This window comes from Variovorax sp. V93 (assembly GCF_041154485.1).
GTDB lineage: Bacteria > Pseudomonadota > Gammaproteobacteria > Burkholderiales > Burkholderiaceae_C > Variovorax > Variovorax beijingensis_A.
Genome location: NZ_AP028669.1, coordinates 446202 through 470745, shown reverse-complemented (window position 1 = coordinate 470745; position 24544 = coordinate 446202). Strand labels below are relative to the sequence as shown.

The window sequence follows — 24544 nt, the reverse complement described above, 5'->3', positions numbered from 1 at the left end:
AACTGTCGTGACAATGAGGTCCCGAAGATCTGCTCCCCCAAGGCAGGTCGCAAGCTCTGCCAGTCAACGCGAGGAGACAAAGAATGAGGCGAAATTTCCTGAAGTCCGCTGCGGCCGCCGGTATCGGCCTGGCCGGCACCAGCGCATTTGCGCAGTCCACCCCCACGGCCGCGGCCACCGGATTGCGCGGCAACGCGAGCGACGTCTACGTGATGAACGTGATGGTGTCGGGCGTCGAATACTGGTTTCCGGTGTACGAAATGATGAAGCAGCTCGGCCGCACGCTGGGCGTGCGCACGCGCTACACCGGCACGCCGGAGTACGACGTGAACAAGCAGCTGGCCTCGTTCGAGCAGGAGCTGGCGCGCAAGCCCGCAGGCATCCTGCTGCACCCGATGAACCCCGATCCGTTCATCGAGCCGATCAACCGCGCGGTGGCCATGGGCATCCCGGTCGTGACCTTTGCGGCCGATTCGCCCAACTCCAAGCGCGCCTCCTTCGTCACTTCGGACAACGACCGCGAGGGCACGCAGGCAGCCGACGCGATTGCCGCGGCGCTGGGCGGCAAGGGCGAATACGCGGTGCTCGAGAACCCCGGCCAGGACAACCACGACCGCCGCATCGCGGCCTTCGTCAACCGCATGAAGACCAAGCATGCGGGCATGAAGCTGGTCGGCCGCGCCGCCAGCAACCAGGACCCGAGCAAGGCCTACCAGGCGGTGCTGAGCCTGGCGCAGGCCAACCCGAACCTGGGTGCGCTGTTCATGCCCGAGGCCAACTCGGCCCTGGGCGCCGCGCAGGCCAAGATCGAATCGAAGAAGAACATCCGCGTGATGTGCTGCGACGTGAACGCCAAGATCCTGGACATGATCAAGGCCGGCGACGTGTTCGGCGCCATCAACCCCAACCAGGGCATGCAGGGCTACATGGGCATGATGATGCTGTTCCTGGCCAGGAACCCGCAGCTCATCGATCCGATGAACGACGCCAAGCGCAACGGCACCAACCCCATGTCGGTGCCGTTCCTGGACAACGGCCTGTCGGTGGTCAGCAAGGCCAACGCCGACGACTTCTACTGGGACAAGTACCTCGCGCGCCGCGGCACCAAGGGAATCGGCGAGTGAGCACGTTGCTCGAACTGCGCGGCATCAGCAAGCGCTTCGGCGCTTCGCGCGCGCTTTCGGGCGTGGACTTCTCGCTGCAGGCGGGCGAGATCCACGCCCTGTGCGGCGAGAACGGCGCGGGCAAGTCGACGCTGATGAACATCATCGACGGCATCCACCGTCCCGACGAAGGCGACATCCTGCTCAATGGCGAGAAGGTGGTGATCGACGGCCCGGCGCATGCAATGCGCCTGGGCATCGGCCTGGTGCACCAGGAGATCGCGCTGTGCGCCGACGCCACGGTGGCCGAGAACATCTTCATGCCGGAGATCAACGCCGGCCGGCAGGCCTGGATGAACTACGCCAGCCTGAACGCGCGCGCCGCCCGGGTGCTGGCGCGGCTCGGGCAGGAGATCGACCCCGCCGCCCTCGTGAGCGAACTGAGCATTTCCAGCCAGCAGCTGGTGGAGATCGCCAAGGCGCTCACGCTGGACTGCAAGGTGCTGATCCTCGACGAGCCCACCGCCGCGCTCACCGACAACGAGTCGGCCGCCCTCTTTCGCGTGCTGCACGACCTGAAGACCCAGGGCATCGGCATCATCTACATCAGCCACCGCATGGCGGAAATATTCACGCACTGCGACCGCGTCACCGTGCTGCGCGACGGGCGCAACGTGCATTGCGGGCCGCTGTCCGGCCTGAGCGCGGACGAGCTGGTGCGCCGCATGGTGGGGCGCGACCTCGGCAACTACTACCCGCCCAAGCAAGAGACCACCGGATCGTCCGAGCCTGTGCTCGAGGCGGTGGACATCGCCGACGGCGAGCGCGTGCACGGCATCTCGTTCGCGCTCCAGCGCGGCGAGATCCTCGGCATTGCCGGCCTCATGGGTGCCGGACGCAGCGAACTGGCCGAAACGCTGTGCGGCCTGCGCGCCGCCACGCAAGGCACGGTGCGCCTGAACGGCAAGACGCTTTCCATCCGCAAGTACAGCGATGCGCTGCGCGAAGGCATTGCCTACCTCAGCGAAGACCGCAAGGCGGCGGGTGTTTTTCTCGACCTGCCGATCGCGCAGAACATCTCGTCGATGGCGCTGCGGCGCGTGAGCTCCGGCTGGGGCCTCTTGCAGCGCTCGGCCGAACACCGCCTGGCCCGGGAACTGGGCGCCAGGCTCAAGCTCAAGTCGGACGGCGTGGCCATCGAGGTGTCCAGCCTGTCGGGCGGCAACCAGCAGAAGGTGGCCATTGCCAAGCTGCTGGCCACCAATCCGTCGGTGCTGCTGATGGACGAGCCCACGCGCGGTGTGGACGTGGGCGCCAAGTCGGAGATCCACCACATCCTGCGCGAGCTCGCGAACCAGGGTGTGGGCGTGATCGTGATTTCTTCGGAGCTGCCCGAGATCATCGGCCTGTGCGACCGGGCACTGGTGATCCGCGACGGCCGGCTGGCCGGCGAATTGAATTCCAACGAAATGACGGAGGAAGCCCTGCTGCGGCTGGCCTCCGGACTCAGCGAACAGGAGATGGCATGAACTACCCGGCACAACTCGATGCGGGCCTGGCACCGCGCCCATCGGGAGGCGGCCCCGTGAAGCCCGCCAACAAGTTCACGAGCATGCGCGAGATGGGCCTGCTGCTGATCATTGCGGTGATGTGCGTGGCGATGAGCTTCGCGTCGCCCTACTTCCTCACCTGGGACAACGTGCGCGCCATGCTCCTGTCCTTCTCGATCGAAGGCATCGTGGTGGTGGGCATGACGATCCTTTTGATCGTCGGCGGCATCGACCTGTCGGTGGGCTCGGTGGTGTGCTTTGCGATGGTGGTCACGGGCAAGCTGTTCCTGATGGGCGTGGACCCCTGGATCGCGAGCCTGGTGGCCATCGGCGCGAGCGGGCTCGTCGGCGCCATGATCGGCGGCTGCGTCACGCGCATCGGGCTGAACCATTTCATCGCCTCGCTGGCCTTCATGGTGATCGTGCGCGGGCTGTGCCTGGCGCTCACGCAGGGCACGCCGCAGTCGCTGTTCTCGCTGCCGGCCGAGTTCAAGTTCATCGGGCAGGGCACGCTGTTCGGCATTCCGGCCGTGATCCTGATCTTCGTGGCGATCGTGGTCGTGAGCGACTTCGTGCTGCGCCGCTCGACCCTGCTGCGGCGCGTGTTCTACACCGGCAGCAACGAGAAGGCCGCGCTCTACTCGGGCATCCGCGTGGGCCGGGTGAAGTTCTGGGTCACGGTGCTGTGCTCCGCATCGGCGGGCCTGGCCGGCGTGATCTACACGGCCCGCTTCGGCGCCGCCACGCCCACCTTCGGCGTGGGCATGGAGCTCAACGTGATTGCCGCCGCGGTGATCGGCGGCGCGAGCCTCAAGGGCGGCTCCGGCACCGTGCTGGGCGCGGTGCTGGGCCTCGCGCTGCTGTCGGTGGTGACCAGCTCGCTGATCCTGCTCGACGTCTCGCCCTACTGGCAGGACGTGATCAAGGGCCTGATCCTGCTCGCGGCCGTGACCATCGACCACCTGCTGAACACGAGAAAGACGACGCGATGAAGACGATGATGAAGAAGACGACGCTGGGCCCGTCGGGCATCGAATGCTCGGCCATCGGCCTGGGCACCTGGGCGATGGGCGGATGGATGTGGGGCGGCGGCGACAACGCGGCGGCCGTGGTGGCGATCCAGGCCTCGCTGGATGCGGGCGTGAACCTGATCGACACCGCGCCGGCCTACGGCCTGGGGCGTTCCGAAAGCATCGTGGGCACCGCCCTCAAGGGCCGCCGCCAAGAGGCCGTGATCGCGACCAAGTGCGGACTGGTGTGGCACACGCAAAAGGGCACGCACTTCTTCGAGGAAGACGGGCATCCGGTGTACCGCTACCTCGGCCGCGAGTCGATCTTCCATGAATGCGAAGAGAGCCTGAAGCGCCTGCAGACCGACTACATCGACCTCTACATCACGCACTGGCAGGACGGCACCACGCCCGTGGCCGAGACCATGGACGCGCTGCTGGCGCTCAAGAAGCAGGGAAAGATCCGCGCCATCGGCGTGAGCAACGTGAGCCCCGAGACGCTGGCCGAATACCTGCGCCACGGCCCGGTCGATGCGGCGCAGGAGCGCTACAGCCTGATCGACCGCGAGATCGAGCAGACGCTCGCGCCCCTGTGCAGCGAGCACAACGTCGCGGTGCTGGGCTATTCGTCGCTGGCGCTCGGGCTGCTCGCGGGGCCCATTGATCCGGCACGCGAGTTCAAGGGCGACGACCAGCGCGCGAGCAACCCGCGCTTCAGCGAAGCCAACCGCGCGAAGCTCAAGGCCTTCTTCGAGGCGCTCGATCCACTGCGCGAACAGCTGGGCTGTTCGTTCGGCCAGATGATGATCGCGTGGACCATCGCGCGCGGCACCGTGGCTGTCGCGCTGTGCGGCGCACGCGTGCGCCAGCAGGCCATCGAGAACGCGGGCGCCGGCGCGGTCGAACTGGGCGACGACGCGCTGCGGCTGATCGACGGCGCGGCCAAGCGCCACCTGGGCGCGCTCGCCTGAGCTCACTTCCCCTTTTTTCCATCCCCAACAAGGAGTTCTTTCCCATGTCGAAAGACAAGACAGCGCGGCTCAACCGCTTGCTCACCAACGGCCGCTGCCTGGACATCGCGCTGGACCACGGCGTGTGCAACGAACCTTCCTTCCTCGATGGCCTGGAAGACATGCCCCAGGTCATGGACAAGCTCCTGGCCGCCGGCCCCGATGCGATCCAGCTCAACTACGGCCAGTCCGACCTGCTGCAGGACCGCCCGGGCCGCAACAAGCCCGCGCTGGTGATGCGCATCGACATGGGCAATCCCTACAACGCCACACTGCATCGCGTGATGTGGGCCCAGCTCCAGAACGAGCACGACCCGGTGCTGCCCGCCGTACAGCGCGACGCGGCCTGCGTGGTGGTCAACCTCTTCATGCTGCCCAACGAGCCCGACCTGTTCCGCCAGTGCGTACAGAACATCGCGCGCGTGCGCGCCGACTGCGACCGCTATGGCATGCCGCTGATGATCGAGCCGCTGGTGATGCAGTCGCCCACGCCCGGCAGCCGCTACCAGGTCGACGGCGACGCAGAGAAGATCGTCACGCTGGTGCGCCTGGCGCGCGAAATGGGCGCCGACATCGTCAAGGCCGACCCGACCGGCGACCCGAAGGACTTCCACCGAGTGGTGCAGGCCGCGCGCTGCCCCGTGCTCGTGCGCGGCGGCGGGCGCGAGGACCTGCAGCAGGTGTTCGCGCGCTCTCGCGTGCTGCTGGACCAGGGTGCCGTCGGCATGGTGTACGGACGCAATGTCTACCAGCATGCCAACCCTTCCGCGGTGGTGAGTGCGCTGATGGCCATGATCCACCGCGGCGCGAGCGCCGAGGCGGCCTGGGCGCTCTACGAATCGGGCGGCGCGACGTAAGACAAAGAACGAGCGCCGGCGCAGAACCAAGAAGAAATCAGCACGGCAGGCGATGCACCCGTCGCCAGCCGGGGTGCGTCCTGCGCGCGCACTGGAGAGGGATCGAGCAAATGGGTTGCCCTGCGAATTTCCAACAACCTGGAGGCGACGATGAAGATCCGGTATTTCCTGATGGCGTTCCTGGCCCCGCTCGTCACATTGCTGACGCATGCGGCCATCACCGGGGTCAGCCCGATGACCACCCTTGGCAACATGGCGGCAGCGGTTTCCGAAGCCGTCGCCGACCCGCTCCCGCTGCAGGGGCCGGGCCTGGGCAACCTCACATACACATCGGCGGAGCTGTTCAAGCCGGTGTCGATGATCACGAGCGCGGCGCATCCGCTCGACCCGGCGCACAGCGACGCCTACGAGTCGCGCGAGGTGCCCGCCACCTACCCGGGCCGCAAGGACTACGGCATGAACGCGGGCATCATGATCAACGGCTACTTCCTGACCTCCTTCGCGCCGGACAGCGGCCTGGGCCCGGGCGGCTTCCTGCTGTACGACGTGTCGAACCCGCGCCAGATCCAGCTGGTCAAGAAGATCTACGAACCCGAGGGCCGCACCAAGGAGTTCCGCGAGACGCACTCCTTCGGCACCGCGAAGATCGGCGGCAAGACCTACGTGGTTCTGCCCAGCATCAACGGCGTCGAATTCTGGGACTTCACCGACATCAACGACATCCAGCAGGTGAAGAAGCTGGCGCTGCCCGGCGTCAACGCCGGCGACTACGAGAACGTGGCCTGGCAGCTCTGGTGGCAGGCACCCTACCTGTACGTGGCCTCGGCGGGCCGCGGCATCTTCATCGTCGATGCCAGGGACCCCGCGAACGCCGTGGTTGCGAACCGCGGCGCCGGCAAGCCCAACCCGGTGCCCACGGGCGAACTCGGCAACTTCCGGATCGGTCCGATCTTCACCATGGGCAACCACATGGTGCTGACCGCGATGGAAAGCAACGGCGGATTCGCGAGCCTGGACATCTCCGACCCGCTCAACCCCAAGGTGCTCGATTCCATCGTGGGCACCACGCCGTTCTACTACGCCACCTGCTTCGACGGCAGGAACCTGCACGTCTCGACGCGCGGCAGCGGCGCCAAAATGTACAGCTATGACCTGGGCGACCGCTCGCGCTTCGTGGCCGAGGACAACCGGCTGGTCATCGACGAGCAGCTGTACTGCGCCACGCAGGACAACTACGTGATCCAGGGCGCGCAAACGCGCATCCACAAGGTCGACGTGAGCAATCCGCTCAACCACGTGGAGGTGGGCCGCGGCAGCATCCTGCGCGAGGACGATCCGAACTTCTCGCATTCGGACAACGGCCAGGTCGCGATGTTCGGCAACCTCGTCTTCGTGGGCAACGACCACGGCTCGGGCAGCGGCTTCGTCGTGCATGCGGTGGACCCCGACACCACCCGGCCCGAAGTGAAACAGGTCTCGCCGGCCAACGGCGCGAAGCAGCAGGCCCTGACCTCGCGCATCGGCCTGGGCATGACCGACAACATCCGGCCCGAGAGCGTCAACGCCAACACCTTCATCGTGCGCCCGGTGGGCGGCAACACGCTCGCGGGCACCTACAGCGTGCAGCTGGGCATCATCAACTTCCATCCCGAGCAGCCGCTGTCGCCGGGCACGAGCTATGAAGTGTTCCTGCCGGCCAACGGCGTCAAGGACTATGCGGGCAACGCCATCGGCGCGGACTACAAGTCGACCTTCAACACCGGCAATGCGACCGACATCAACCTGCAGCACTACTGGACGCTGGCGGGCAACCTCTCGGACCAGATCGGCAGCAACAACGGCACGCCGGTGTCGGGCGACGCGTTCGAGAGCATCGGCATGAACTTCGCGAACCGCACCGCCGGCGTGCCGCTGAAGAACGACTCCGTGGCCACCGTGCTCGGCGGCACCGCCTCGCTGAGCTTCTACATGAAGACCACGCAGGCGGGCGGCGCGAACTCATGGACCGCACCCGGCATCTTCGGGCGCGACCAGGCCGGCGGCGCCGACGACGTGTTCTGGGGCTGGCTCGACGGCAACGGGCGCATCAAGCTGTCGGTCGGCAATGACGCCGGCACCGCCTCCGGCGCGGCGGTGAACGACGGCAACTGGCACCACGTGGTGTTGACGCGCGACGCGGCCTCCGGCGCGCAGGCGGTCTACGTCGACGGCGTGAAGACCACCTCCACCGGGCTCACGGGTACCAAGGGCCTCGCGAACAAGTTCCAGGTGCTGGGCCAGATCCAGGGCAACGCCGACCTGTTCAAGGGCACGCTGGCGGAAGTGCGCGTGTACAGCCGCGTGCTGAGCGACACCGAGGTGAACACGCTGCGCGGCCAGGCCATCATCGGTGACCCGGGCATCGGCGGCGGACCGAAGATCGTCAACGGCCAGCTGGTGTTCAACCCGGCCACGCTCGGCAGCAGCGGCGCGCAGTTCCGCTGGAACTTCGGCGACGGCACGCAGACTGCCTATTCGACCCAGCCGAACTACACATACACCTATACCCGCCCCGGCCACTACACGGTGACGCTGACGGTAAAGGACGCGAGCGGCCGCGAGACCTTCTACACCTACAACCTCACGGTGATCATGCCGGTCACCGCGCGGGCGCCCACGCACACCACCAACATCGCGGGCGATGCGAATTCGGTCTATTCACTCAACCCCGACAGCGGCACGGTCGCCGCCATCGACGCGCAGACCCTGGCCAAGCGCTGGGAAGTGCGCGTGGGCGACGAGCCGAAGACGCTGGCCGTGGGCCCCGACGGGCGCATCTGGGTCACTGTGCAGGGCGAGGACAAGCTGGTGGCGCTCAGCGCGGCCGATGGCAGCCTCTCGGCCACCGTGCCGCTGGCCTACGGCAGCGGCCCCTACGGCGTGGCCTTCACGCCTGACGGCGCGAAGGGCCTCTTGACGCTGGAGAGCAAGTCGGTGCTGATGAGTTTCGACCCGAGCAACGGCGCCACCACCGGCGCGGTCGCCCTCGAAGGCAACCTGCGCGGCATCGCCGTGAGCTCCGATGCGCAGGTGGCCTACGTCACGCGCTTCAAGTCGAAGATGACGGGCGGCCAGCTGCACAAGGTGAACCTCCAGAGCATGAGCGCGATGCCCGCGATCGCGCTGCCAGTGGACACCACCACGGTGGACACCGAGAGCCGCGCGCGCGGCGTGGCCAACTACCTGAGCCAGGTGGTGATCTCGCCCGACGGCAGGCGCGCGGTGCTGCCTTCGAAGAAGGACAACATCGTGCGCGGCCGCTTCCGCGACGGCGTGGACCTGACGCACGACCAGAGCGTGCGCTCCATCCTCTCGCAGGTCGACCTGCAGGCGGCCGCGGAAGTGTTCGACGAGCAGATCGACTTCGACGACCGCGCACCGGCGCGCGCGGCGCTGTTCTCTCCGCCCGGTGACTACCTCTTCGTGGCGCAGATGGAAGGCAACCGCGTCGCCATCGTCGACCCGTACAGCCGAACGGTGCGCGGCGAGATCAACGCGAGCAGTGCGCCCCACGGCCTGTACCTGGACGCGGCGCGCAAGCGGCTGTTCGTCAACAACTTCCTGGCGCGCTCGGTGTCGGTGCACGACGTCGCCCTGGTGCTGTCGTCGGAATCGGCGGCGGCGACCTTCCTGCAGAACGTGGCGACGGTGGCGCAGGAGCCGATGGCGGCCGCGGCCCTGCGCGGCAAGCAGGTGTTCTACAACGCCTCCGACCGGCGCATGAGCAAGGACAACTACATCTCCTGCGCGAGCTGCCATGCGGACGGCGGCGACGACGGCATGGTGTGGGACTTCACGCAGCGCGGCGAGGGGCTGCGGCGCACCATCAGCCTGCAGGGCCGGCGCGGCGCGGGCCACGGCAAGATGCACTGGACCGCCAACTTCGACGAGGTGCAGGACTTCGAGAACGACATCCGCAACGAGTTCGGCGGCACCGGCTTCCTCACCAATGCCGACTTCGCCGCCACGGCCGACCCCCTGGGTGCGCCCAAGGCCGGCAAGAGTGCGCAACTCGACGATCTCGCGGCCTACCTGAGTTCGCTGAACAAGTACATGCGCAGCCCGGCGCGTGCCAGCGACGGCAGCCTGAGCGTGGAGGCGGCGCGCGGCCAGACGGTGTTCAACACCGCGCAGTGCGCCACCTGCCACACCGGCGGCACCTTCCGCGACGGGCTGCGGCACGACGTGGGCACGATCCAGCTCTCGTCGGGCAAGGGCATGAACCAGCCGCTGGCGGGCTTGGGCTTCGACACGCCGACGCTCTCGGGCACCTGGAACACGACGGCCTTCTTCCACAACGGGCAGGCGGCCACCTTGCAGGACGTGCTGAACAGCGGCCATGGCAACGCATCGAGTTTGCCGCCAACGGACGTGGTAGCGCTGCGCGAGTACGTGCGCTCGCTGGACACGTCCCCGGCGGTGGTCACGCGCCTGCGCTCGGACCTCAACCCGACCATGTGCGTGAACATCAAGGGCGGGTCGACCGCGAGCGGCACGGTGGCGGTGCAGTGGCCCTGCGGCACTGCGAGCAACGAGAGGTTCACGGTGACTTCGATCACGGGCGGCTACGTGCAGCTGGTGGCCGAGCACAGCGGCCTGTGCCTGGCGCAGAACGGCACCGCGACGACCAATGCGCCGGTGGTGCAGCTGGCGTGCACGGTGGGCAACACGGCGCAGTGGAGCCTGGTCGGCGGCACGCTGCGCAACCGCGCCTCGGGTTCGTGTCTCGACGTGCCCAACGGCTCGACGGCACAGGACACGGCGCTGATCACGTGGACCTGCAACGGCGGCAACAACCAGAACTGGACGCAATTGCCCTGACGCAACGGCGCTCCGCTGAAAGCCGGCCGCCTCCCGCGGCCGGCTTTTTTTCGTCCCACCCATGACCTCCCACGTCATGGACCGCACGCACCCGCTCTGGGAAAGTACCTCCATCGATCAACCACAGGAGAAAAACACCATGACCGGCTTCAACATCCTTCCTCTCGCAGTCGCCCTGCTCATCGGCGTGGCCGCGCTCGGCTCCTGCCTGGGCATCGGGCTGGTCGGCCAGAAGTTTCTCGAAAGCACCGCGCGCCAGCCCGAACTGGTCGACACGTTGCAGACCAAGTTCTTCCTGGTGGCGGGCGTAACCGACGGCGCGTTCATCATCGCCACCGGTATCGGCCTGTGGTTCGCAACGGCCAATCCCTTCGGCTGAAGCCGGCGAAAGGCCCCGGAAAACGGAGCCCGCGCACCAGGAAGCGGCACGGACCATTGGCACCATTCGTGCTAGCACCGTTGACAGCGAATTGTTTATGGTTAAAGTATTTAGCTATCAACGGTTCGGTGTCTTCGGTGCTGCATGGCGCAGCGCCGGGGCGTCGTTTCACCCTTCCTCTGCCGGAGAATCCATGAGCCACCCGTCCCCGAAGTCGCCCGCGCTGCTGCCGCGCACCCTGCTTTCGCTGCTGCTCTGCGGTGCAGCCCTTGGCGGCGCGGCATCGGCCATGGCCGCACCCGTGAAGGTGGGCCTCGCGCTCGACATCTCGGGCCCGTTCGCGGCCTTGGGCGCCGAGGCGCGCGACGGTTTCGCGCTCGGCATCAAGCAGCTGGGCGGCAAGCTCGGCGGACAGGACGTGGAGTTCGTGCAGGCCGACATGGCAGGCAGCCCCGACCAGGCCAAGCAGCTGGTCGACCGCATGATCCAGCGCGACAAGATCGACCTCTTCAGCGGCCCGATCGGCTCCAATGTGGCGCTGGCCGTGGGCCCGACGCTGTTCAACGCCAAGGTGCCGTACCTCTCGGCCAATGCCGGCCCGAGCCAGTTCGCGGGTGCCCAGTGCAATGCCTACTTCTTCGGCACGGCCTACCAGAACGACCAGTTCCACGAGGCCGCCGGCAAGTTCGCGCAGGACCGCGGCTTCAAGAAGACCGTGCTGATCGCGCCCAACTATCCGGCCGGCAAGGACGCGCTGGGCGGCTTCAAGCGCCAGTTCAAGGGCCAGGTGGCCGACGAGCTCTACACCAAGCTCGGCCAGATCGACTACGCGGCCGAACTCGCGCAGCTGCGCGCTGCCAAGCCCGACTCGATCTACTTCTTCCTGCCCGGCGCGATGGGCATCAACTTCATCAAGCAGTTCGTGGGCGCGGGCCTGTCGAAGGACATCACGCTCGTGACCAGCGGCTTCTCGGCCGACGAGGACGTGATCGGCGCGGTGGGCGAGCCGATGCTCGGCCTGTTCAACACCTCGCACTGGGCGCACGACCTCGACAACGCCGCCAACAAGGCCTTCGTGGCCGCGTTCCGCAAGGAATACAACGGCCGCTATCCGTCGGTGTATGCGGCGCAGGCCTATGACGCGATCCTCGCGATGGACGCGGCCGTGAAGCAGGCCGGTGGCAACGCGCAGAACCGCGAGGCCGTGGTCGCCGCGCTCAAGAAGGCCAACTACGCCTCGACGCGCGGCAGCTTCAAGTACGCGAACAACCACTATCCGGTCGAGAACTTCTACCTGCGCGTGATCGGCAAGGATGCGCAGGGCAAGGTCACGAACAAGCTGATCAATACCGTACTGACCAACTACGGCGACAGCTACGCAGACAAGTGCCCGCTGAAATAGGCTCGCCCCCAGGCTGCGCGCACTTCGTGTCGCTCCTCCCTCCCCCTACCGGGGGCAACACCAGAGGCCCGGCGGAGCCGGTTCCTCGGTGTTTCCCGAATGAGATGCGGGCAATTCATTGGATCCTATGAGTGGAATTCTTGTTCTCGAGCAGCTGCTCAACGGCCTCGGCTACGGGCTGATGCTGTTCCTGCTGGCAGCGGGGCTCACGCTGGTGTTCGGCATCATGGACGTGCTGAACCTCGCGCATGGCTCGCTCTTCATGTCGGGCGCGTACCTGGCGGCCGAGGCGCACACGCGCACCGGCTCGTTCACGGCGGCCATCGTCATCGCGGTGGCGGTCACGGTGGTGGTGGCGCTGCTGCTCGAAGTGCTGCTGATGCGCCGCCTCTACACGCGCGACCACCTCGCGCAGGTGCTGGCCACCTTCGGCGTGATCCTGGTGGCCGACGACATCGTCAAGATGGCCTGGGGCCCGTCGCCGGTGATGGCACCGACGCCGGCCGCACTGTCGGGACCGATCGAGCTGGTGGACGGCCTGCCCTACCCCTCCTACCGCCTCGTGATCCTCGCCGGCGGCCTGCTGGTGGCGCTCGCGCTCTACCTCCTGGTCAACCACACGCGCATCGGCATGCGGGTGCGGGCGGGCGCATCCGACCGGCCGATGGCCGAACTGATGGGCGTGCGCGTGGGGCGCATCTTCAACGGCGTGTTCCTGCTCGGCGCGGCGCTGGCCGCGCTGGCCGGCGCGCTGATGGGGCCGATCGTCGCGGTGCAGGTGGGCATGGGCGAGGCCATCCTGATCCCGGCACTGGTGGTGCTGGTGATCGGTGGCATCGGTTCGGTGCGCGGCGCCTTCGTGGCCGCACTGATGGTGGGCGTGGTCGACACGGTCGGGCGCGCCTTCGTGCCGATGCTGCTGCGCGCCACGCTGCCGCCCGCCACCGCGGCCGACCTGGGACCGCTGTTCGCCGAAGTCGCGATGTACGCGCTGATGGTGGTTGTCCTGATCTTCCGGCCTTCGGGTCTCTTCTCGGCCCGATCATGAAGCCTTCCCCACGCTCTCTCGGCCTCGGGCTGCTCCTCTTGCTGCTCGCGGCTTTTCCACTGGTCGCGCCGCTGTTCGGGCTCGAGTTCTACATCGGCTTCGTGCGGCGCGTGCTCGTGGTGGCGCTGGCTGCGGCCAGCCTCAACTTCATCCTGGGCTTCGGCGGCATGGTGGCGCTCGGGCATGCGGGCTTCATCGGCATGGGCGCCTACACGGTGGTGGCGCTCAGCGATGCGGGCGTGGTGTCGGCCTGGGTGGTGTGGCCTGCGGCCGTGCTCGTCGCCGGCCTCGTCGCGGCGCTGATCGGCACGGTGGCGCTGCGCACGCGCGGCGTGTACTTCATCATGACCACGCTGGCCTTTGCGCAGATGCTGTACTTCGCGGTGGTGTCGCTGCGGCGCTATGGCGGCGACGACGGCTACACGCTGATGAGCCGGCCCGCGCTGCTGCCGGGGCTCGACCTCGGCAACGAATCGAACTTCTACTGGGTCGTGCTGGCCATCGTGGCGCTCGCGCTCTGGTGGCTGCAGCGCGCAACGCAATCGCGCTTCGGCCATGCGCTGATGGGCATCCGCGACAACGAGACGCGCATGCGGGCCCTGGGCTATCCGGTGTTCAAGCTGCAGCTCGTGGCCTTTGCGATCGCCGGCGGCATCGCGGGACTGGCGGGCGCGCTGCTCGCGGGCGGCAATGGCTTCGTGAGCCCGGCGACGATGCACTGGACGCAGTCGGCCACGCTGCTGGTGATGGTCGTCATCGGCGGGCTCGGGCGCAGCTGGGGCGGGCCTGTCGGCGCCGTGGTCTGGCTGGTGCTCGAAGAGGCCTTGAAGCAGCACACCGAGCATTGGCACATGCCGCTCGGGTTGTTGTTGATTGCTGTTGCACTGTGGGCGCCCAAAGGACTCGCAGCTTTGTACAAGCGCCGCTTGCCCCTCACCCCAACCCTCTCCCCAGAGGGGCGAGGGAGCAAAGCATGAGCCTTTTCAGAATCGAAGGGTTGGTCAAGCGCTTCGGCGGCTTGCTCGCAACCGACCATGTGAACCTCACGGTGGAGCGCGGCAAAGTGCATGCGCTGATCGGGCCGAACGGCGCGGGCAAGACCACGCTCGTGAACCTGATCACCGGGCTGCTCAAGGCCGATGCCGGGCGCATCCTGCTCGACGAGAAGGACATCACCGGCTACAAGGACCACCAGCGCGTGGCGGCCGGCATGTCGCGCTGCTTCCAGGTGACGCGCGTGTTCGCCAAGGAAACGGTGCACGACAACCTCATGCTCGCGGCGCAGGCCCATGCGGGCAGCAGCCTGCGCTTCATGGCGCCGCGCGCGGCGGAACGCGGCCTGGTGGAACGCGCCGTGGCGCTGGCCGACCGCGTGGGCCTCGGCAGCGAACGCCAGCGCATCGCAGGCACCTTGCCGCACGGCGCGCAGCGCGCGCTCGACGTGGCGCTGGCGCTCGCGGCCGAACCCAAGCTGCTGCTGCTGGACGAGCCGATGGCCGGCATGGGCCCGGATGAGTCGGCGCGCATGGTGGAGCTGATCGAATCGCTGCGCGAGTCGATGGCCATCCTCTTGATCGAGCACGACATGGACGCGGTGTTCCGCCTGGCCGACCGGCTCACGGTGCTGGTGCAGGGGCGCGTGCTGATGAGCGGCACGGCCGACGAAGTGCGCGGGCATCCCGACGTGCAGGCGGTGTACCTCGGTACGGAAGCGGAGGGACACGCATGAACACGGCCACCACATTGCTCGACGCGAAATCCGTCGAGGCCGGCTACGGCGCCAGCCAGGTGCTGTTCGGCATCGACCTGAAGATCGGCGCGGGCGAGGTGCTCGCGCTGCTGGGCCGCAACGGCATGGGCAAGAGCACGCTGCTGAAGGTGCTGACCGGCACGCTGTCGCCGATGCGCGGCAGCGTGCATTTTGGCGGCGCCGCCATCGGCGGCCACAAGCCCGATGCCATCGCGCGGCGCGGCGTGGCCATCGTGCCCGAGGGGCGGCACGTGTTTCCGAACCTCAGCGTCGACGAGCACCTGCGCGCCTTCGCGCGGCCCCGCCCCGGCAGCGCGCCGCGCTGGACGGTCGAGGCGCTGTACGGCCTGTTCCCGCGCCTCGCGGAGCGCAAGGCCAATGCGGGCAACCAGCTCTCGGGCGGTGAGCAGCAGATGCTGGCGATCGCGCGCGCGCTGTCGACGCATCCGCGCCTCCTGATCCTCGACGAGGCCACCGAGGGCCTGGCCCCCGTGATCCGCGAGGAGATCTGGCACTGCATCGCCACGCTCAAGGCCGAGGGCGAAGCGATCCTGGTGGTCGACAAGTACGTGCAGCGCCTGCTGCCGCTGGCCGACCGCCATGTGATCCTCGAGCGCGGGCGCGTGGTGTGGCAGGGCGATTCGGCCGCGCTCGACGCCGACCGGTCGCTGTGGACGCGCTACCTGGGCGTGTAGACCTGCGGTTCGCTACAGCGGACGGACTGCGAGGAAGTTGGCCCACGTCACGTTGTCGCGGCCGATCCACTGGCTGCTCCAGTGCATGCGCAGGCCCGCCGCCTCGAGCTGCTCGGCGAAGCGGTCCTTCGCCCAGTAGACGGTCTGGTAGTCGCCGGTCGTCTCGCCTTCGCCGATGCGCATGGCCGCCAGGAAGACCCCGCCGGGCTCGAGCGCATCGAACACCTTGCGCAGGACCGGGGCGATCTGCGCGCGATCGACATGGATCAGCACGCACATCGCGAGGACCGCGTTGTAGGGCCCGCCCAGCGCATCCGTGACAACGTTGAGCAGCTCGCCCTTCTTGCCGCGCTCCGCCTGCAGGTCGATAAAGGCCTGGACCGCATCGGTGCGCCTCACGGCCGCGCCCAGGGCCTCGACGAAGTCCGCGTCCTGCCCCGATCCGGAACCGATCTCGAGCACGCTGCCGCCGGGGGGCACGGGCTGCATCATCCGGCGCAGCGCCTCCTCGATCTCGGGCGGCCGGTGGCCCGCCACGATCGCGTTGTAGTCGCGGGCGGACCCTTCGTAGGACTGGATGGTGCGGCGCATGTTCTTCAGCACCGAGGCGGGAATTTCCATGGAAGCCTTTCCGGTCCATCGGACATCCGACGGGAACCGCAAAGGCTATGTCCAAGGCACCATCCGGTTCATGGGGAAAATTACCTATGACCCATGCATGACACCGGGCACGCGATGCGCGGGCCGCAGCCTCACACAGACCGCGTGATGCCGCCGTCCACGCGCAGGTTCTGGCCGGTGATGTAGCCCGCGCCTTCCGATGCGAGGAAGCCGATGACGGCCGCGATCTCGCTCGTCTTGCCGTAGCGGCCCATCGGGATGCGGCCACGGAACTCGGCCTTCTCGGGCAGGCTGTCGATGAAGCCGGGCAGCACGTTGTTCATGCGCACGTTGTGCGCCGCGTACTTGTCGGCGAACAGCTTGGTGAACGCCGCGAGGCCAGCGCGGAACACGCCCGAGGTCGGGAACACCGGGTCGGGCTCGAAGGCGGCGAAGGTCGAGATGTTGATGATCGCGCCGCCGCCCTGCTTGACCATGAGCGGCGCGACCAGCCGCGCAGGGCGCACCGCGCTCAGCAGGTAGACGTCCATGCCGCGGTGCCAGTCTTCGTCGCTGATGTCGAGGATCGGCGCGCGCGGACCATGGCCGGCGCTGTTGACCAGCACGTCGACGCGGCCCCATGTCTCGGCCACCTTGTCGACGAGCCGCTTGAGGTCGTCGTTCGACTGGTTGGAGCCGGTCACGCCGATACCGCCGAGCTCGGCGGCGAGCGCCTCGCCCTTGCCCGACGACGAGAGGATGGCGACGCGAAAACCGTCGTCCGCAAGCTTGCGCGCCGCGGCGGCACCCATGCCGCTGCCGCCGGCGGTGACGATGGCTACTTTCTTGTTTTCTTCGGAAGACATGCTTGGTTCCTTGGTTCGTTCATGCGGAACCCCGCATTTAGCCAAGGAATTGTTTCCCCTGCCAGGCGAGGATTTGCACCTGCGTTCGGGAGTGTGCGAATGGTGCCCTGCCGGCGTGATCGCGCCCCGCACGGAATCGAACGCAAATCAGGCAGCAGGCAGGGTCGCCTGCATTGAAGCCCGTCGATTGAACACCTCGAACCACTTCGCGCTGTTCGGCGCCTCGGCACGCCAGTCCACCGAGGGGAAGCGGAAGTCCATGTAGCCCAGCGCGCAGCCGAAGGCGATGGTGCCGATGTCGACGCGGTCGCCGAAGGAAGGCGCGGCGGTCTCCAGCCATTCGAGGCCGGTGTGCACCTTGGCGAGCTGGCCGTCGGTCCAGTCGGACCAGCGCAGTTCCTCGGGGCGCAGCACGGTCTCGTAGCGCGCGAGCAGCGCGGCGCCGGTCATGCCATCGGCGAGTGCCAGTTCGGTGAGGCGGGCCCAGCGCTCCTTGCCGTCGGCGGGGAAGAGCCTGCCCGACTGCGTGGCGTCCAGGTATTCGCAGATCACGCGGCTGTCGAACAGCACCTGGCCATCGTCGGTGATGAAGGTGGGCACCTGGCCGAGCGGGTTCTTCGGGATGATGGTGGCGTCGCGCTTCACCGGGCCGGCCGCGCTGGGCAGCTTCTCGATGCGGTCGGCAACGCCGAGTTCGTGCGCCACGACCATGCACTTGCGCACAAAGGGGGAAGCGGGGGAGAAGAAGATTTTCATGATGGGGTGGAAGCGGGTTGTGTTCGTTCAGGCGCATGCCTCGGAACCGTGGGCCAGATGCATGCCGGCGACCCAGCCGAAGGTTAGCGCGGGGCCGAGGGTGATGCCGGGCGCGGGGTACTCGCCGCCCATCACCGAGTGCATGTCGTTGCCGGCGACGTAGAGGCCGGCGATGGGCGCGCCCTGCGCGTCGAGCACGCGGGCGTTGCCGTCAGCACGGATGCCAAGCGCGGTGCCGATGTCGCCTGGGTACACCTTCACCGCGTAGAACGGCGCCTTCCGCAGCGGAGCGAGGCAGGCATTGGGCTGGTGATCCGGGTCGCCAAGATAGCGGTTGTAGGCGTCGCCGCCCTTGCCGAAGGCCGGGTCCTGTCCCTGCGCGGCGGGCGGGTTGTAGGCGGCAACCGTGCGCGCGAGGCCGGCGGGGTCCACGCCCGCCAGCTTCGCCAGCGCTTCCAGCGTGTCGGCGCGAAAGAGATATCCCGCGCGCACGAGGTGCTCGCGCGGGCGCCCGCCGGGCAGGGCGAGGCCCAGGCCCCATTTCTCGATGAAGTCGCTGTCGCACACCAGCAGCGCGGGAATGGCGGGTGCCTTATCGTTCGCGCGGTACATGCCGCGCACGAACTCGTGGTACGAGGTGGATTCGTTGACGAAGCGCTCGCCGCGCGCATCGACCGCGATGAGGCCGGGCTTGGCGCGGTCCCACACCAGATGCGGATAGCGCAGCACGCTGCCGTCGGACCGCGTCAGCAGCGACACCGGCGCCCACAGCGCCGGCCCCGCGTGGCCAGTACCCAGCGTGCCGCCGGCCTCGCGCGCCATCGCGATGCCCTCGCCCGCGTTTTCCTGCGGGGACATCGAATACGGCCCCGTGGGCGCCGGATAGTGCTTGCCGCGCATCGCGGCATTCCACGGAAAGCCGCCGGTGGCGACGACGACGCCGCGACGCGCATGCACCGTGATCTCCTTGCCATTGCGGCGCAGCTTCACGCCGGTGACCTTGCCGCCAGCGTCCTGCTCCAGGCCCAGCGCCGGCGTGCCGGTCCAGAACGGAATGCCCTGCTTCAGGGCGCTGTGGAAGAGCCGCGCCGCCAGCGCGTTGCCCAGCAGCACGCGCGTGCCCCGGTGATGGCCGCGCAACCTGTCGCCGAAGTACCGCAGCACCAGCTTCACGCCGTGCTTCCATGAGGTGAACGAACGCCAGACGCCGAGCAGGTGCTTCACGTCCGTCATGTTGACCATCATCCCGCCGAGCACGCAGAACTCCGGCAGCGGGTCGCGCAGGGTCTTGAAGTGCGGGCCCAGCAGCCGGCCGTCGAACTCGATGGGATCGAGCGAACGCCCGCCCATGGCCGCGCCTTCGCGGTCGGGGTAGTAGTCGGGCGAGTAGGTGCGCGCGGCCAGCTGCACGTCGGTGCGCTCGCGCAGGTAGCGCAGCGCGCGCGGACCGGCATCGAGGAAAGCATGGCGCAGCGCCTCGTCGCCGGCGCTGCCGACGGTGTTCTGCAGATAGGACAGGGCCTTCTCGCGCGTGTCCGGGTGGCCGGCCGCCTCCGCCTGGTCATTGAGCGGCACCCACACCGCACCGCCGGAGATCGCGGTCGAGCCGCCGATGCGGTCGGTCTTCTCGACCACAAGCACGTCGAGCCCTTCGAGCTTCGCGGTGAGCGCGGCCGAGAGTCCGCCCGCGCCGCTGCCGATCACCACGACGTCGCACGTGGTCTTCTCATCCTGCTGCCGCGCCATCAGGCCCCCGAGCCGCCGAGCGACTTGCCGCCATCGACGAAAAGCACCTGCCCCGTCACGAAGCCGGTCGATGGCGATGCGAAGAAGGCCACGGCGTTGGCGATGTCCTCGGGCCGGCCGGCGGCACCCGTGGGCTGCAGCGCGAGCTGCGCGGCCAGCCGCTCGGGCGTGAGCGCGCGCAGCAGCGGCGTGTCGATGAGCCCCGGCGCGATGGCGTTGACCATGATGCCGCGCGGCGCCAGCTCCATCGCGCTGGCGCGCGTGTAACCCACCAGCGCGGCCTTCGAGGCCACGTAGTGCGGGTGATTCTTCGCACCCAGGTAGGCGCGCGACGCGATGTTGACGATGCGCGCGCCGTCCGCCATCTTGCGCGCGGCCTCCTGCGTGAGCGTGGCCACGGCCAGCAGGTTGACTTCGTACATGCGGCGGAAGTCGGCCGAGCTCACGTCCATGAACTTGCGCTCGTCGAAGATGCCCGCATTGTTGACCAGCGCGGTGAGCGGCGACAGCGCCTGCACCATCGCGCGCACCGCCGGTTCGTCGGTGAGGTCGATGGCGCGGCATTCCACGTCGAGTCCCGCAGCGCGCAGCGCCTGCGTCTCGCGCTCGGCGAGCTCGCCGTTGTGGTCGGCCATCACCACGCGCCAGCCGTCGCGCGCCATGCGCTCGACAATGGCGCGGCCCATGCCGCTGGCGCCGCCGGTCACGAGGATGAGCGGCTTGTCTTCACTGCTGTTGTTCATGCTTGTTCCGTTGGAATGCAGCCTTCAGACCGCCAGGTAGCCCCCGTCGACCGGCAGCACCACGCCATTGACGTAGCTCGCCATCGAGGAAGCCAGAAAGACAACCGGCCCGGCGATTTCGTCGGCCTCGCCGTGGCGCTTGACGGGCACGCGGCTCAGGTACCAGTCGGTGCCGTGCTCGGTCTCGCGCTGGCCGGCTGTCATGTCGGTGACCATCAGGCCCGGTGCCACCGCGTTCACGCGCACGCCATAGGGCGCGAGGTCGCGCGCCAGCACCTGCGTGAGCGATCGCACACCGCCCTTGGCCACCACGTAGCCGGCAGAGGAGATGCCCGCGCCGAAGGCCACGATGGACGAGAGGTTCACGATGCTGCCCTGTGTACGCTTGAGCGCCGGCACGAACGATTGGGTGACATTGAAGACGCCCTGCAGGTTGACCGACATCACGCGGTCCCAGGCCTCGCGCGCGCCGGGCTCGTCGAACTTCGAGCGCGCCGAGATGCCGGCGTTGTTCACGAGGATGTCGATGTCCCCGCGAGAGGCCGCAATGCGCGCGGCCAGCGCATCGACCGCCGCCGCGTCGCTCACGTCGACGCTGTCGGCATCGGCGCGGCCGCCCGCCGCGCGGATCGATTCGGCCACCCGTTGCGCGATTTCGAGATCGCGGTCCACCACCAGCACATGCGCGCCTTCGGCAGCCATGCGGCGCGCGATGGCCTCGCCCAGGCCGCGCGCGGCGCCAGTCACGAGTGCGAGTTTGTCTTCGAGAAGCATCGAGATTTCCTTTTGCGCAGGCGCCGTCAGACGCCGAGGTAGGCGCGGCGCACGGCCTCGTCGTTGGCAAGCCGGTCGGCCGGCCCGTGCAGCGAGATTTCGCCGTTCTCCAGGATGTAGCCGTAGCTCGACACCGCCAGCGCGAGCTGCACGTTCTGTTCGACCAGCAGGATGGTGATCTTCTGTTCGCGGTGCAGCTGCTCGATGATCCCGAACATCTGCTCCACCAGCAGCGGCGACAGGCCCATCGACGGCTCGTCGAACAGCATCACGCGCGGACGTGCCATCACGGCACGGCCGATGGCCAGCATCTGCTGCTCGCCGCCCGAGAGCGTGGCAGCCATCTGGCCCTGTCTCTCCTTGAGGCGCGGGAACATTTCGTACACCGCGTCGAGGTCGCTTCGAATGCCCGCGCGGTCGCGCCGCAGGTAGGCACCGAGGTCGAGGTTTTCGCGCACGCTCATGTCGCGGAACACCTGCCGACCCTCGGGCACCTGCACGATGCCGCGCTTCACGAGCGCGCCGGAGCCGAGGCGGTCGATGCGCTCGCCGGCCAGTCGCACCTCGCCATGCGTGCACTCGACGATGTTCGAGATGCAGTTGAGCGTGGTCGTCTTGCCCGCGCCGTTGCTGCCGAGCAGCGCGACGATCTCGCCTTCGGGCACGTCGACCGACACGTTGCACAGCGCCTGGATGCGGCCATACGCGGCCGAGATCGAACGCAGCGACAACAGGGCTTCAGCCATGTGCGGCCCCTTTCCCATTTCCTTTTCCCAGGTAGGCTTCGATGACGCGGGCGTTGCGGCCGATCTCCGCAGGCGTGCCTTCCGCGATCTTTTCTCCGAAAGCCATCACGGTGATGCGGTCCGAGATCGACATCACGAGCTGCATCACGTGCTCGACCAGCAGTACGGTGATGCCGTCGCGCGCGACAAGCTCCTTCAGCAGGCGGTCGAGGCTTTCGATCTCGCGGTTGCGCAGGCCGGCCGCGGGCTCGTCGAGCAGCAGCAGCTTGGGCCTGATGGCGAGCGCGCGTGCGAGTTCGAGCAGCTTCTGGCGGCCGAAGTCCAGATCGCGCGCCGGCTGATGCCGCTCGCCGGCCAGGCCTACGCGCTCCAGCAGGTGCAGCGCGAAGTCCTCGGTCTCGCGGTCGGGGCGGCGCAGCAGCCGCCCGAGCGTGTTCGCCCCGCGCGCGTGGGTACCGAGCAGCACGTTCTCCAGAACCGATAGTTCGGCGAACAGCTCCAGGTTCTGGAAGGTGCGCGCGATGCCGAGCGACGCCATGCGGTGCGGCGACACGCGCGTGAGCTCCTGGCCTTCGAAGACCACGCTGCCGCTGCTGGGCGTGTAGAAGCGCGAGATGCAGTTGAAGGTGGTCGACTTGCCCGCGCCGTTCGGCCCGATCAGCGCATGGATGCGCCCCTGCTCCACCTGGAACGACAGCCCGTTCACCGCCTTGAGGCCGCCGAACACCACGCTGACGTCGCGCACGTCGAGGAATGCGGTCGCGCTCATGCCTGCTTCTCCATCACGGCCACCGATGCGGTGCGCTGCTCACTGCGGCGCACCGCGAAGAGCGATGCCATGCCCTTGGGCAGGAACATCATGAAGAGCATGAGGATGCCGCCGTAGATGATTTCCTGGTACGAAGGGGCCTGCCGCAGCAGCTCAGACACCAGGCCGAACACCATGGCGCCGGCCACCGCGCCGCGCACCGATCCGAGGCCGCCCACCACCACCATCGTGAGGATCAGGATGGTGGTCTGAAAGCCCAGGCTCTCGGGATGGATGAACGAGGTGAACAGCGTATACATGCCGCCCGCCACGCCCGCGAAGGCCGCCGACAGCACGAAAGCCGTGACCTTGACCGCGCGCGTGTTCACACCCATGGCAATGGCCGCCACGTCACTCTCGCGCACCGCGCGAAACGACGAGCCCAGCCGCGAGCGCGACAGCGCCACCGTGAGCCACAGCATCAGCGCCGCGATGGCCACCACGAAGGGGTAGGCCTGCAGGTCGTTCATCAGCTGGTAGCCGCCAAGGGAGGCCGGCTTCATCTGCAGGCCGTTGGAACCGTTGGTCACCTGCTCCCAGTTCAGGAACACCCACTGCATCGCCTCGCCGAAGGCGAAGGTCGCGAGCGCCAGGTAGATGTCGCGCATGCGCAGGGCCAGCAGGCCGATGACCCAGCCCAGTGCGGCCGAAAGCACGGCACCCGCGAGGATCGACACGAAGAACGGCGGCTGCCACTGGTTGTTGATGAGCCCGGCCGTGTAGATGCCGATGCCGAAGAAGGCCGCATGGGACAGCGCGAACTGCCCCGTCTCGCCGATGACCAGATGCATGCCGAGCGCGAGCACGGTGAACACCATCAGCAGGTTGACCACGTACAGCACATAGCCGCTGGTGGCGAAGGGCAGCACCGCGAGCACCACCGCCATGGCGAGCAGCACCGTGCGATCCCACCAGGGCGAAGAAATCGAAGAGGTACTCATACCTTCTTCACCTGCGGCTTGCCGCCGAGCAGCCCCTGCGGACGCACCAGCAGCACCACCATGATCGCCACGAAGGGCGCGACCACGATGGCGTTGGACGAGATGAACAGCCCCACCAGGTTCTCGACGATACCGATGATGAAGCCACCGACCACCGCGCCCGGCAGGCTGGTGAAGCCGCCGACGATGGCGGCCGCATAGGCCAGGATCGCGATGTGCCCGATGTCGGGCGTGATGAGGATCTTGGGGGTGATGAGCAGCGCCGAGATGGCCGAGATGACGCCCGTGAGCGCCCAGATCTTCATGCGGATGGTGCCGAGCTTCACGCCCACGATCTGTGCGCCGCGCGGGTTCATGCCCACCGCGCGCATGGCCTGCCCGGTGCGGGTACGCGTGAACATCAGGTAGAGCAGCACCATCACGACCACGGCCGAACCGAGGATGGCCAGGTCGAGCAGCGTGAGCGAGGCCTGCCCGATCATGACCGGGTCCTGCGGCACCAGCGAAGGCAGCGAGCGCGGCGTGTCGCCCAGCCCCGTCTTGCGCACCAAGCCCTTGAGCAGGTAGGCGAAGCCCAGCGTGGCGATGACCAACTGCACGCCCACCCCGCGCGAGGCGGTCACGCGCTGCATCACGACGCGCTGGAACAGTGCGGCCAGCAGCGCGGTGACGGCGATGCTCGCAAGCACTGCGCCCCAATAGGGCCAGCCCCACACCACCATGGGAAAGAGCGCCGCGTAGCCGCCGGCCATGAAGATCTCGCCCTGCGAGAAGTTCGGCACGTCGGTGGTCTTGAAGACCATCACGATCGCCACCGCGAGCAGCGCATAGACGCTGCCCGTGACGACGCCGGACAGCACGCCCTGCTGCACGAAAAGCCAGATGTCCGAAAGGCTCATG

22 protein-coding genes are annotated in these 24544 nt (G+C 67.9%); 12 read left to right on the top strand and 10 right to left on the bottom strand.

All coding sequences use genetic code 11. From position 1 onward, the window contains the following. The first annotated feature begins 83 nt into the window (after positions 1 to 83). The 12 genes from ACAM54_RS02120 to ACAM54_RS02065 all read left to right on the top strand — a co-directional run bounded on the left by ACAM54_RS02120 (position 84) and on the right by ACAM54_RS02065 (position 15664). Positions 84 to 1124, top strand: coding sequence for a substrate-binding domain-containing protein (locus tag ACAM54_RS02120; RefSeq protein WP_047784193.1), 1041 nt, complete (start codon positions 84 to 86; stop codon positions 1122 to 1124). Continuing rightward, complete coding sequence (locus ACAM54_RS02115) at positions 1121 to 2632, top strand: sugar ABC transporter ATP-binding protein (RefSeq protein WP_369649676.1); 1512 nt, start codon at positions 1121 to 1123, stop codon at positions 2630 to 2632. The genes ACAM54_RS02120 and ACAM54_RS02115 overlap by 4 nt, the downstream gene beginning before the upstream one ends. Further along, positions 2629 to 3645 (top strand): ABC transporter permease, encoded by a 1017-nt coding sequence (locus tag ACAM54_RS02110; protein WP_369649675.1) that lies wholly within the window; start codon positions 2629 to 2631, stop codon positions 3643 to 3645. The genes ACAM54_RS02115 and ACAM54_RS02110 overlap by 4 nt, the downstream gene beginning before the upstream one ends. Next, positions 3642 to 4634, top strand: coding sequence for an aldo/keto reductase (locus ACAM54_RS02105; RefSeq protein ID WP_369649674.1), 993 nt, complete (start codon positions 3642 to 3644; stop codon positions 4632 to 4634). The genes ACAM54_RS02110 and ACAM54_RS02105 overlap by 4 nt, the downstream gene beginning before the upstream one ends. A 44-nt stretch (positions 4635 to 4678) precedes the next feature. Continuing rightward, a complete protein-coding gene (locus ACAM54_RS02100) occupies positions 4679 to 5530 on the top strand; it encodes a class I fructose-bisphosphate aldolase (RefSeq protein WP_369649673.1) in 852 nt (283 codons plus the stop codon). Positions 5531 to 5680: 150 nt separating this feature from the next. Beyond that, on the top strand, positions 5681 to 10390 hold the full coding sequence (locus ACAM54_RS02095) for an RICIN domain-containing protein (protein WP_369649672.1): 4710 nt from the start codon (positions 5681 to 5683) through the stop codon (positions 10388 to 10390). A 139-nt stretch (positions 10391 to 10529) separates the two neighbouring features. Then, a complete protein-coding gene (gene atpE, locus ACAM54_RS02090; RefSeq protein ID WP_012745530.1) occupies positions 10530 to 10769 on the top strand; it encodes a F0F1 ATP synthase subunit C in 240 nt (79 codons plus the stop codon). A 193-nt stretch (positions 10770 to 10962) separates the two neighbouring features. Next, positions 10963 to 12171, top strand: coding sequence for an ABC transporter substrate-binding protein (locus ACAM54_RS02085; protein WP_145742705.1), 1209 nt, complete (start codon positions 10963 to 10965; stop codon positions 12169 to 12171). Between the two features lie 127 nt (positions 12172 to 12298). Further along, complete coding sequence (locus ACAM54_RS02080) at positions 12299 to 13219, top strand: branched-chain amino acid ABC transporter permease (RefSeq protein WP_145742707.1); 921 nt, start codon at positions 12299 to 12301, stop codon at positions 13217 to 13219. Then, positions 13216 to 14196, top strand: a complete 981-nt coding sequence (locus ACAM54_RS02075; RefSeq protein WP_369649671.1) for a branched-chain amino acid ABC transporter permease — start codon at positions 13216 to 13218, stop codon at positions 14194 to 14196. The genes ACAM54_RS02080 and ACAM54_RS02075 overlap by 4 nt, the downstream gene beginning before the upstream one ends. Further along, entirely contained in the window at positions 14193 to 14948 is a 756-nt protein-coding gene (locus ACAM54_RS02070) for an ABC transporter ATP-binding protein (protein WP_369649670.1), read from the top strand. Before ACAM54_RS02075 ends, ACAM54_RS02070 begins: the two co-directional genes overlap by 4 nt. Further along, positions 14945 to 15664, top strand: a complete 720-nt coding sequence (locus ACAM54_RS02065) for an ABC transporter ATP-binding protein (RefSeq protein ID WP_369649669.1) — start codon at positions 14945 to 14947, stop codon at positions 15662 to 15664. The genes ACAM54_RS02070 and ACAM54_RS02065 overlap by 4 nt, the downstream gene beginning before the upstream one ends. 12 nt (positions 15665 to 15676) lie before the next feature. On the opposite strand, the gene ACAM54_RS02060 is transcribed toward ACAM54_RS02065, so the two are convergent. The 10 genes from ACAM54_RS02060 to ACAM54_RS02015 all read right to left on the bottom strand — a co-directional run bounded on the left by ACAM54_RS02060 (position 15677) and on the right by ACAM54_RS02015 (position 24543). After that, positions 15677 to 16285 (bottom strand): methyltransferase, encoded by a 609-nt coding sequence (locus tag ACAM54_RS02060; protein ID WP_369649668.1) that lies wholly within the window; start codon positions 16283 to 16285, stop codon positions 15677 to 15679. 131 nt (positions 16286 to 16416) lie between these two features. After that, complete coding sequence (locus tag ACAM54_RS02055) at positions 16417 to 17130, bottom strand: SDR family oxidoreductase (RefSeq protein WP_369649667.1); 714 nt, start codon at positions 17128 to 17130, stop codon at positions 16417 to 16419. A gap of 147 nt (positions 17131 to 17277) precedes the next feature. Continuing rightward, positions 17278 to 17886: a glutathione S-transferase gene (locus ACAM54_RS02050; RefSeq protein ID WP_369649666.1), complete on the bottom strand. Its 609-nt coding sequence runs from the start codon at positions 17884 to 17886 to the stop codon at positions 17278 to 17280. A gap of 27 nt (positions 17887 to 17913) precedes the next feature. Continuing rightward, the gene (locus ACAM54_RS02045; protein WP_369649665.1) at positions 17914 to 19632 is read right to left on the bottom strand and encodes an FAD-dependent oxidoreductase; all 1719 of its coding nucleotides are present in this window, start codon (positions 19630 to 19632) and stop codon (positions 17914 to 17916) included. After that, positions 19632 to 20375: an SDR family NAD(P)-dependent oxidoreductase gene (locus tag ACAM54_RS02040; RefSeq protein ID WP_369649664.1), complete on the bottom strand. Its 744-nt coding sequence runs from the start codon at positions 20373 to 20375 to the stop codon at positions 19632 to 19634. Before ACAM54_RS02040 ends, ACAM54_RS02045 begins: the two co-directional genes overlap by 1 nt. Before the next feature lie 24 nt (positions 20376 to 20399). Then, the gene (locus ACAM54_RS02035) at positions 20400 to 21149 is read right to left on the bottom strand and encodes an SDR family NAD(P)-dependent oxidoreductase (RefSeq protein WP_369649663.1); all 750 of its coding nucleotides are present in this window, start codon (positions 21147 to 21149) and stop codon (positions 20400 to 20402) included. A 26-nt stretch (positions 21150 to 21175) separates the two neighbouring features. Continuing rightward, on the bottom strand, positions 21176 to 21895 hold the full coding sequence (locus ACAM54_RS02030; RefSeq protein WP_369649662.1) for an ABC transporter ATP-binding protein: 720 nt from the start codon (positions 21893 to 21895) through the stop codon (positions 21176 to 21178). Next, positions 21888 to 22664: an ABC transporter ATP-binding protein gene (locus ACAM54_RS02025; RefSeq protein ID WP_192323444.1), complete on the bottom strand. Its 777-nt coding sequence runs from the start codon at positions 22662 to 22664 to the stop codon at positions 21888 to 21890. The genes ACAM54_RS02030 and ACAM54_RS02025 overlap by 8 nt, the downstream gene beginning before the upstream one ends. After that, positions 22661 to 23644: a branched-chain amino acid ABC transporter permease gene (locus tag ACAM54_RS02020; protein WP_369649661.1), complete on the bottom strand. Its 984-nt coding sequence runs from the start codon at positions 23642 to 23644 to the stop codon at positions 22661 to 22663. Before ACAM54_RS02020 ends, ACAM54_RS02025 begins: the two co-directional genes overlap by 4 nt. Further along, entirely contained in the window at positions 23641 to 24543 is a 903-nt protein-coding gene (locus ACAM54_RS02015) for a branched-chain amino acid ABC transporter permease (protein ID WP_192323442.1), read from the bottom strand. The genes ACAM54_RS02020 and ACAM54_RS02015 overlap by 4 nt, the downstream gene beginning before the upstream one ends. Between the last annotated feature and the right edge of the window lies 1 nt (position 24544).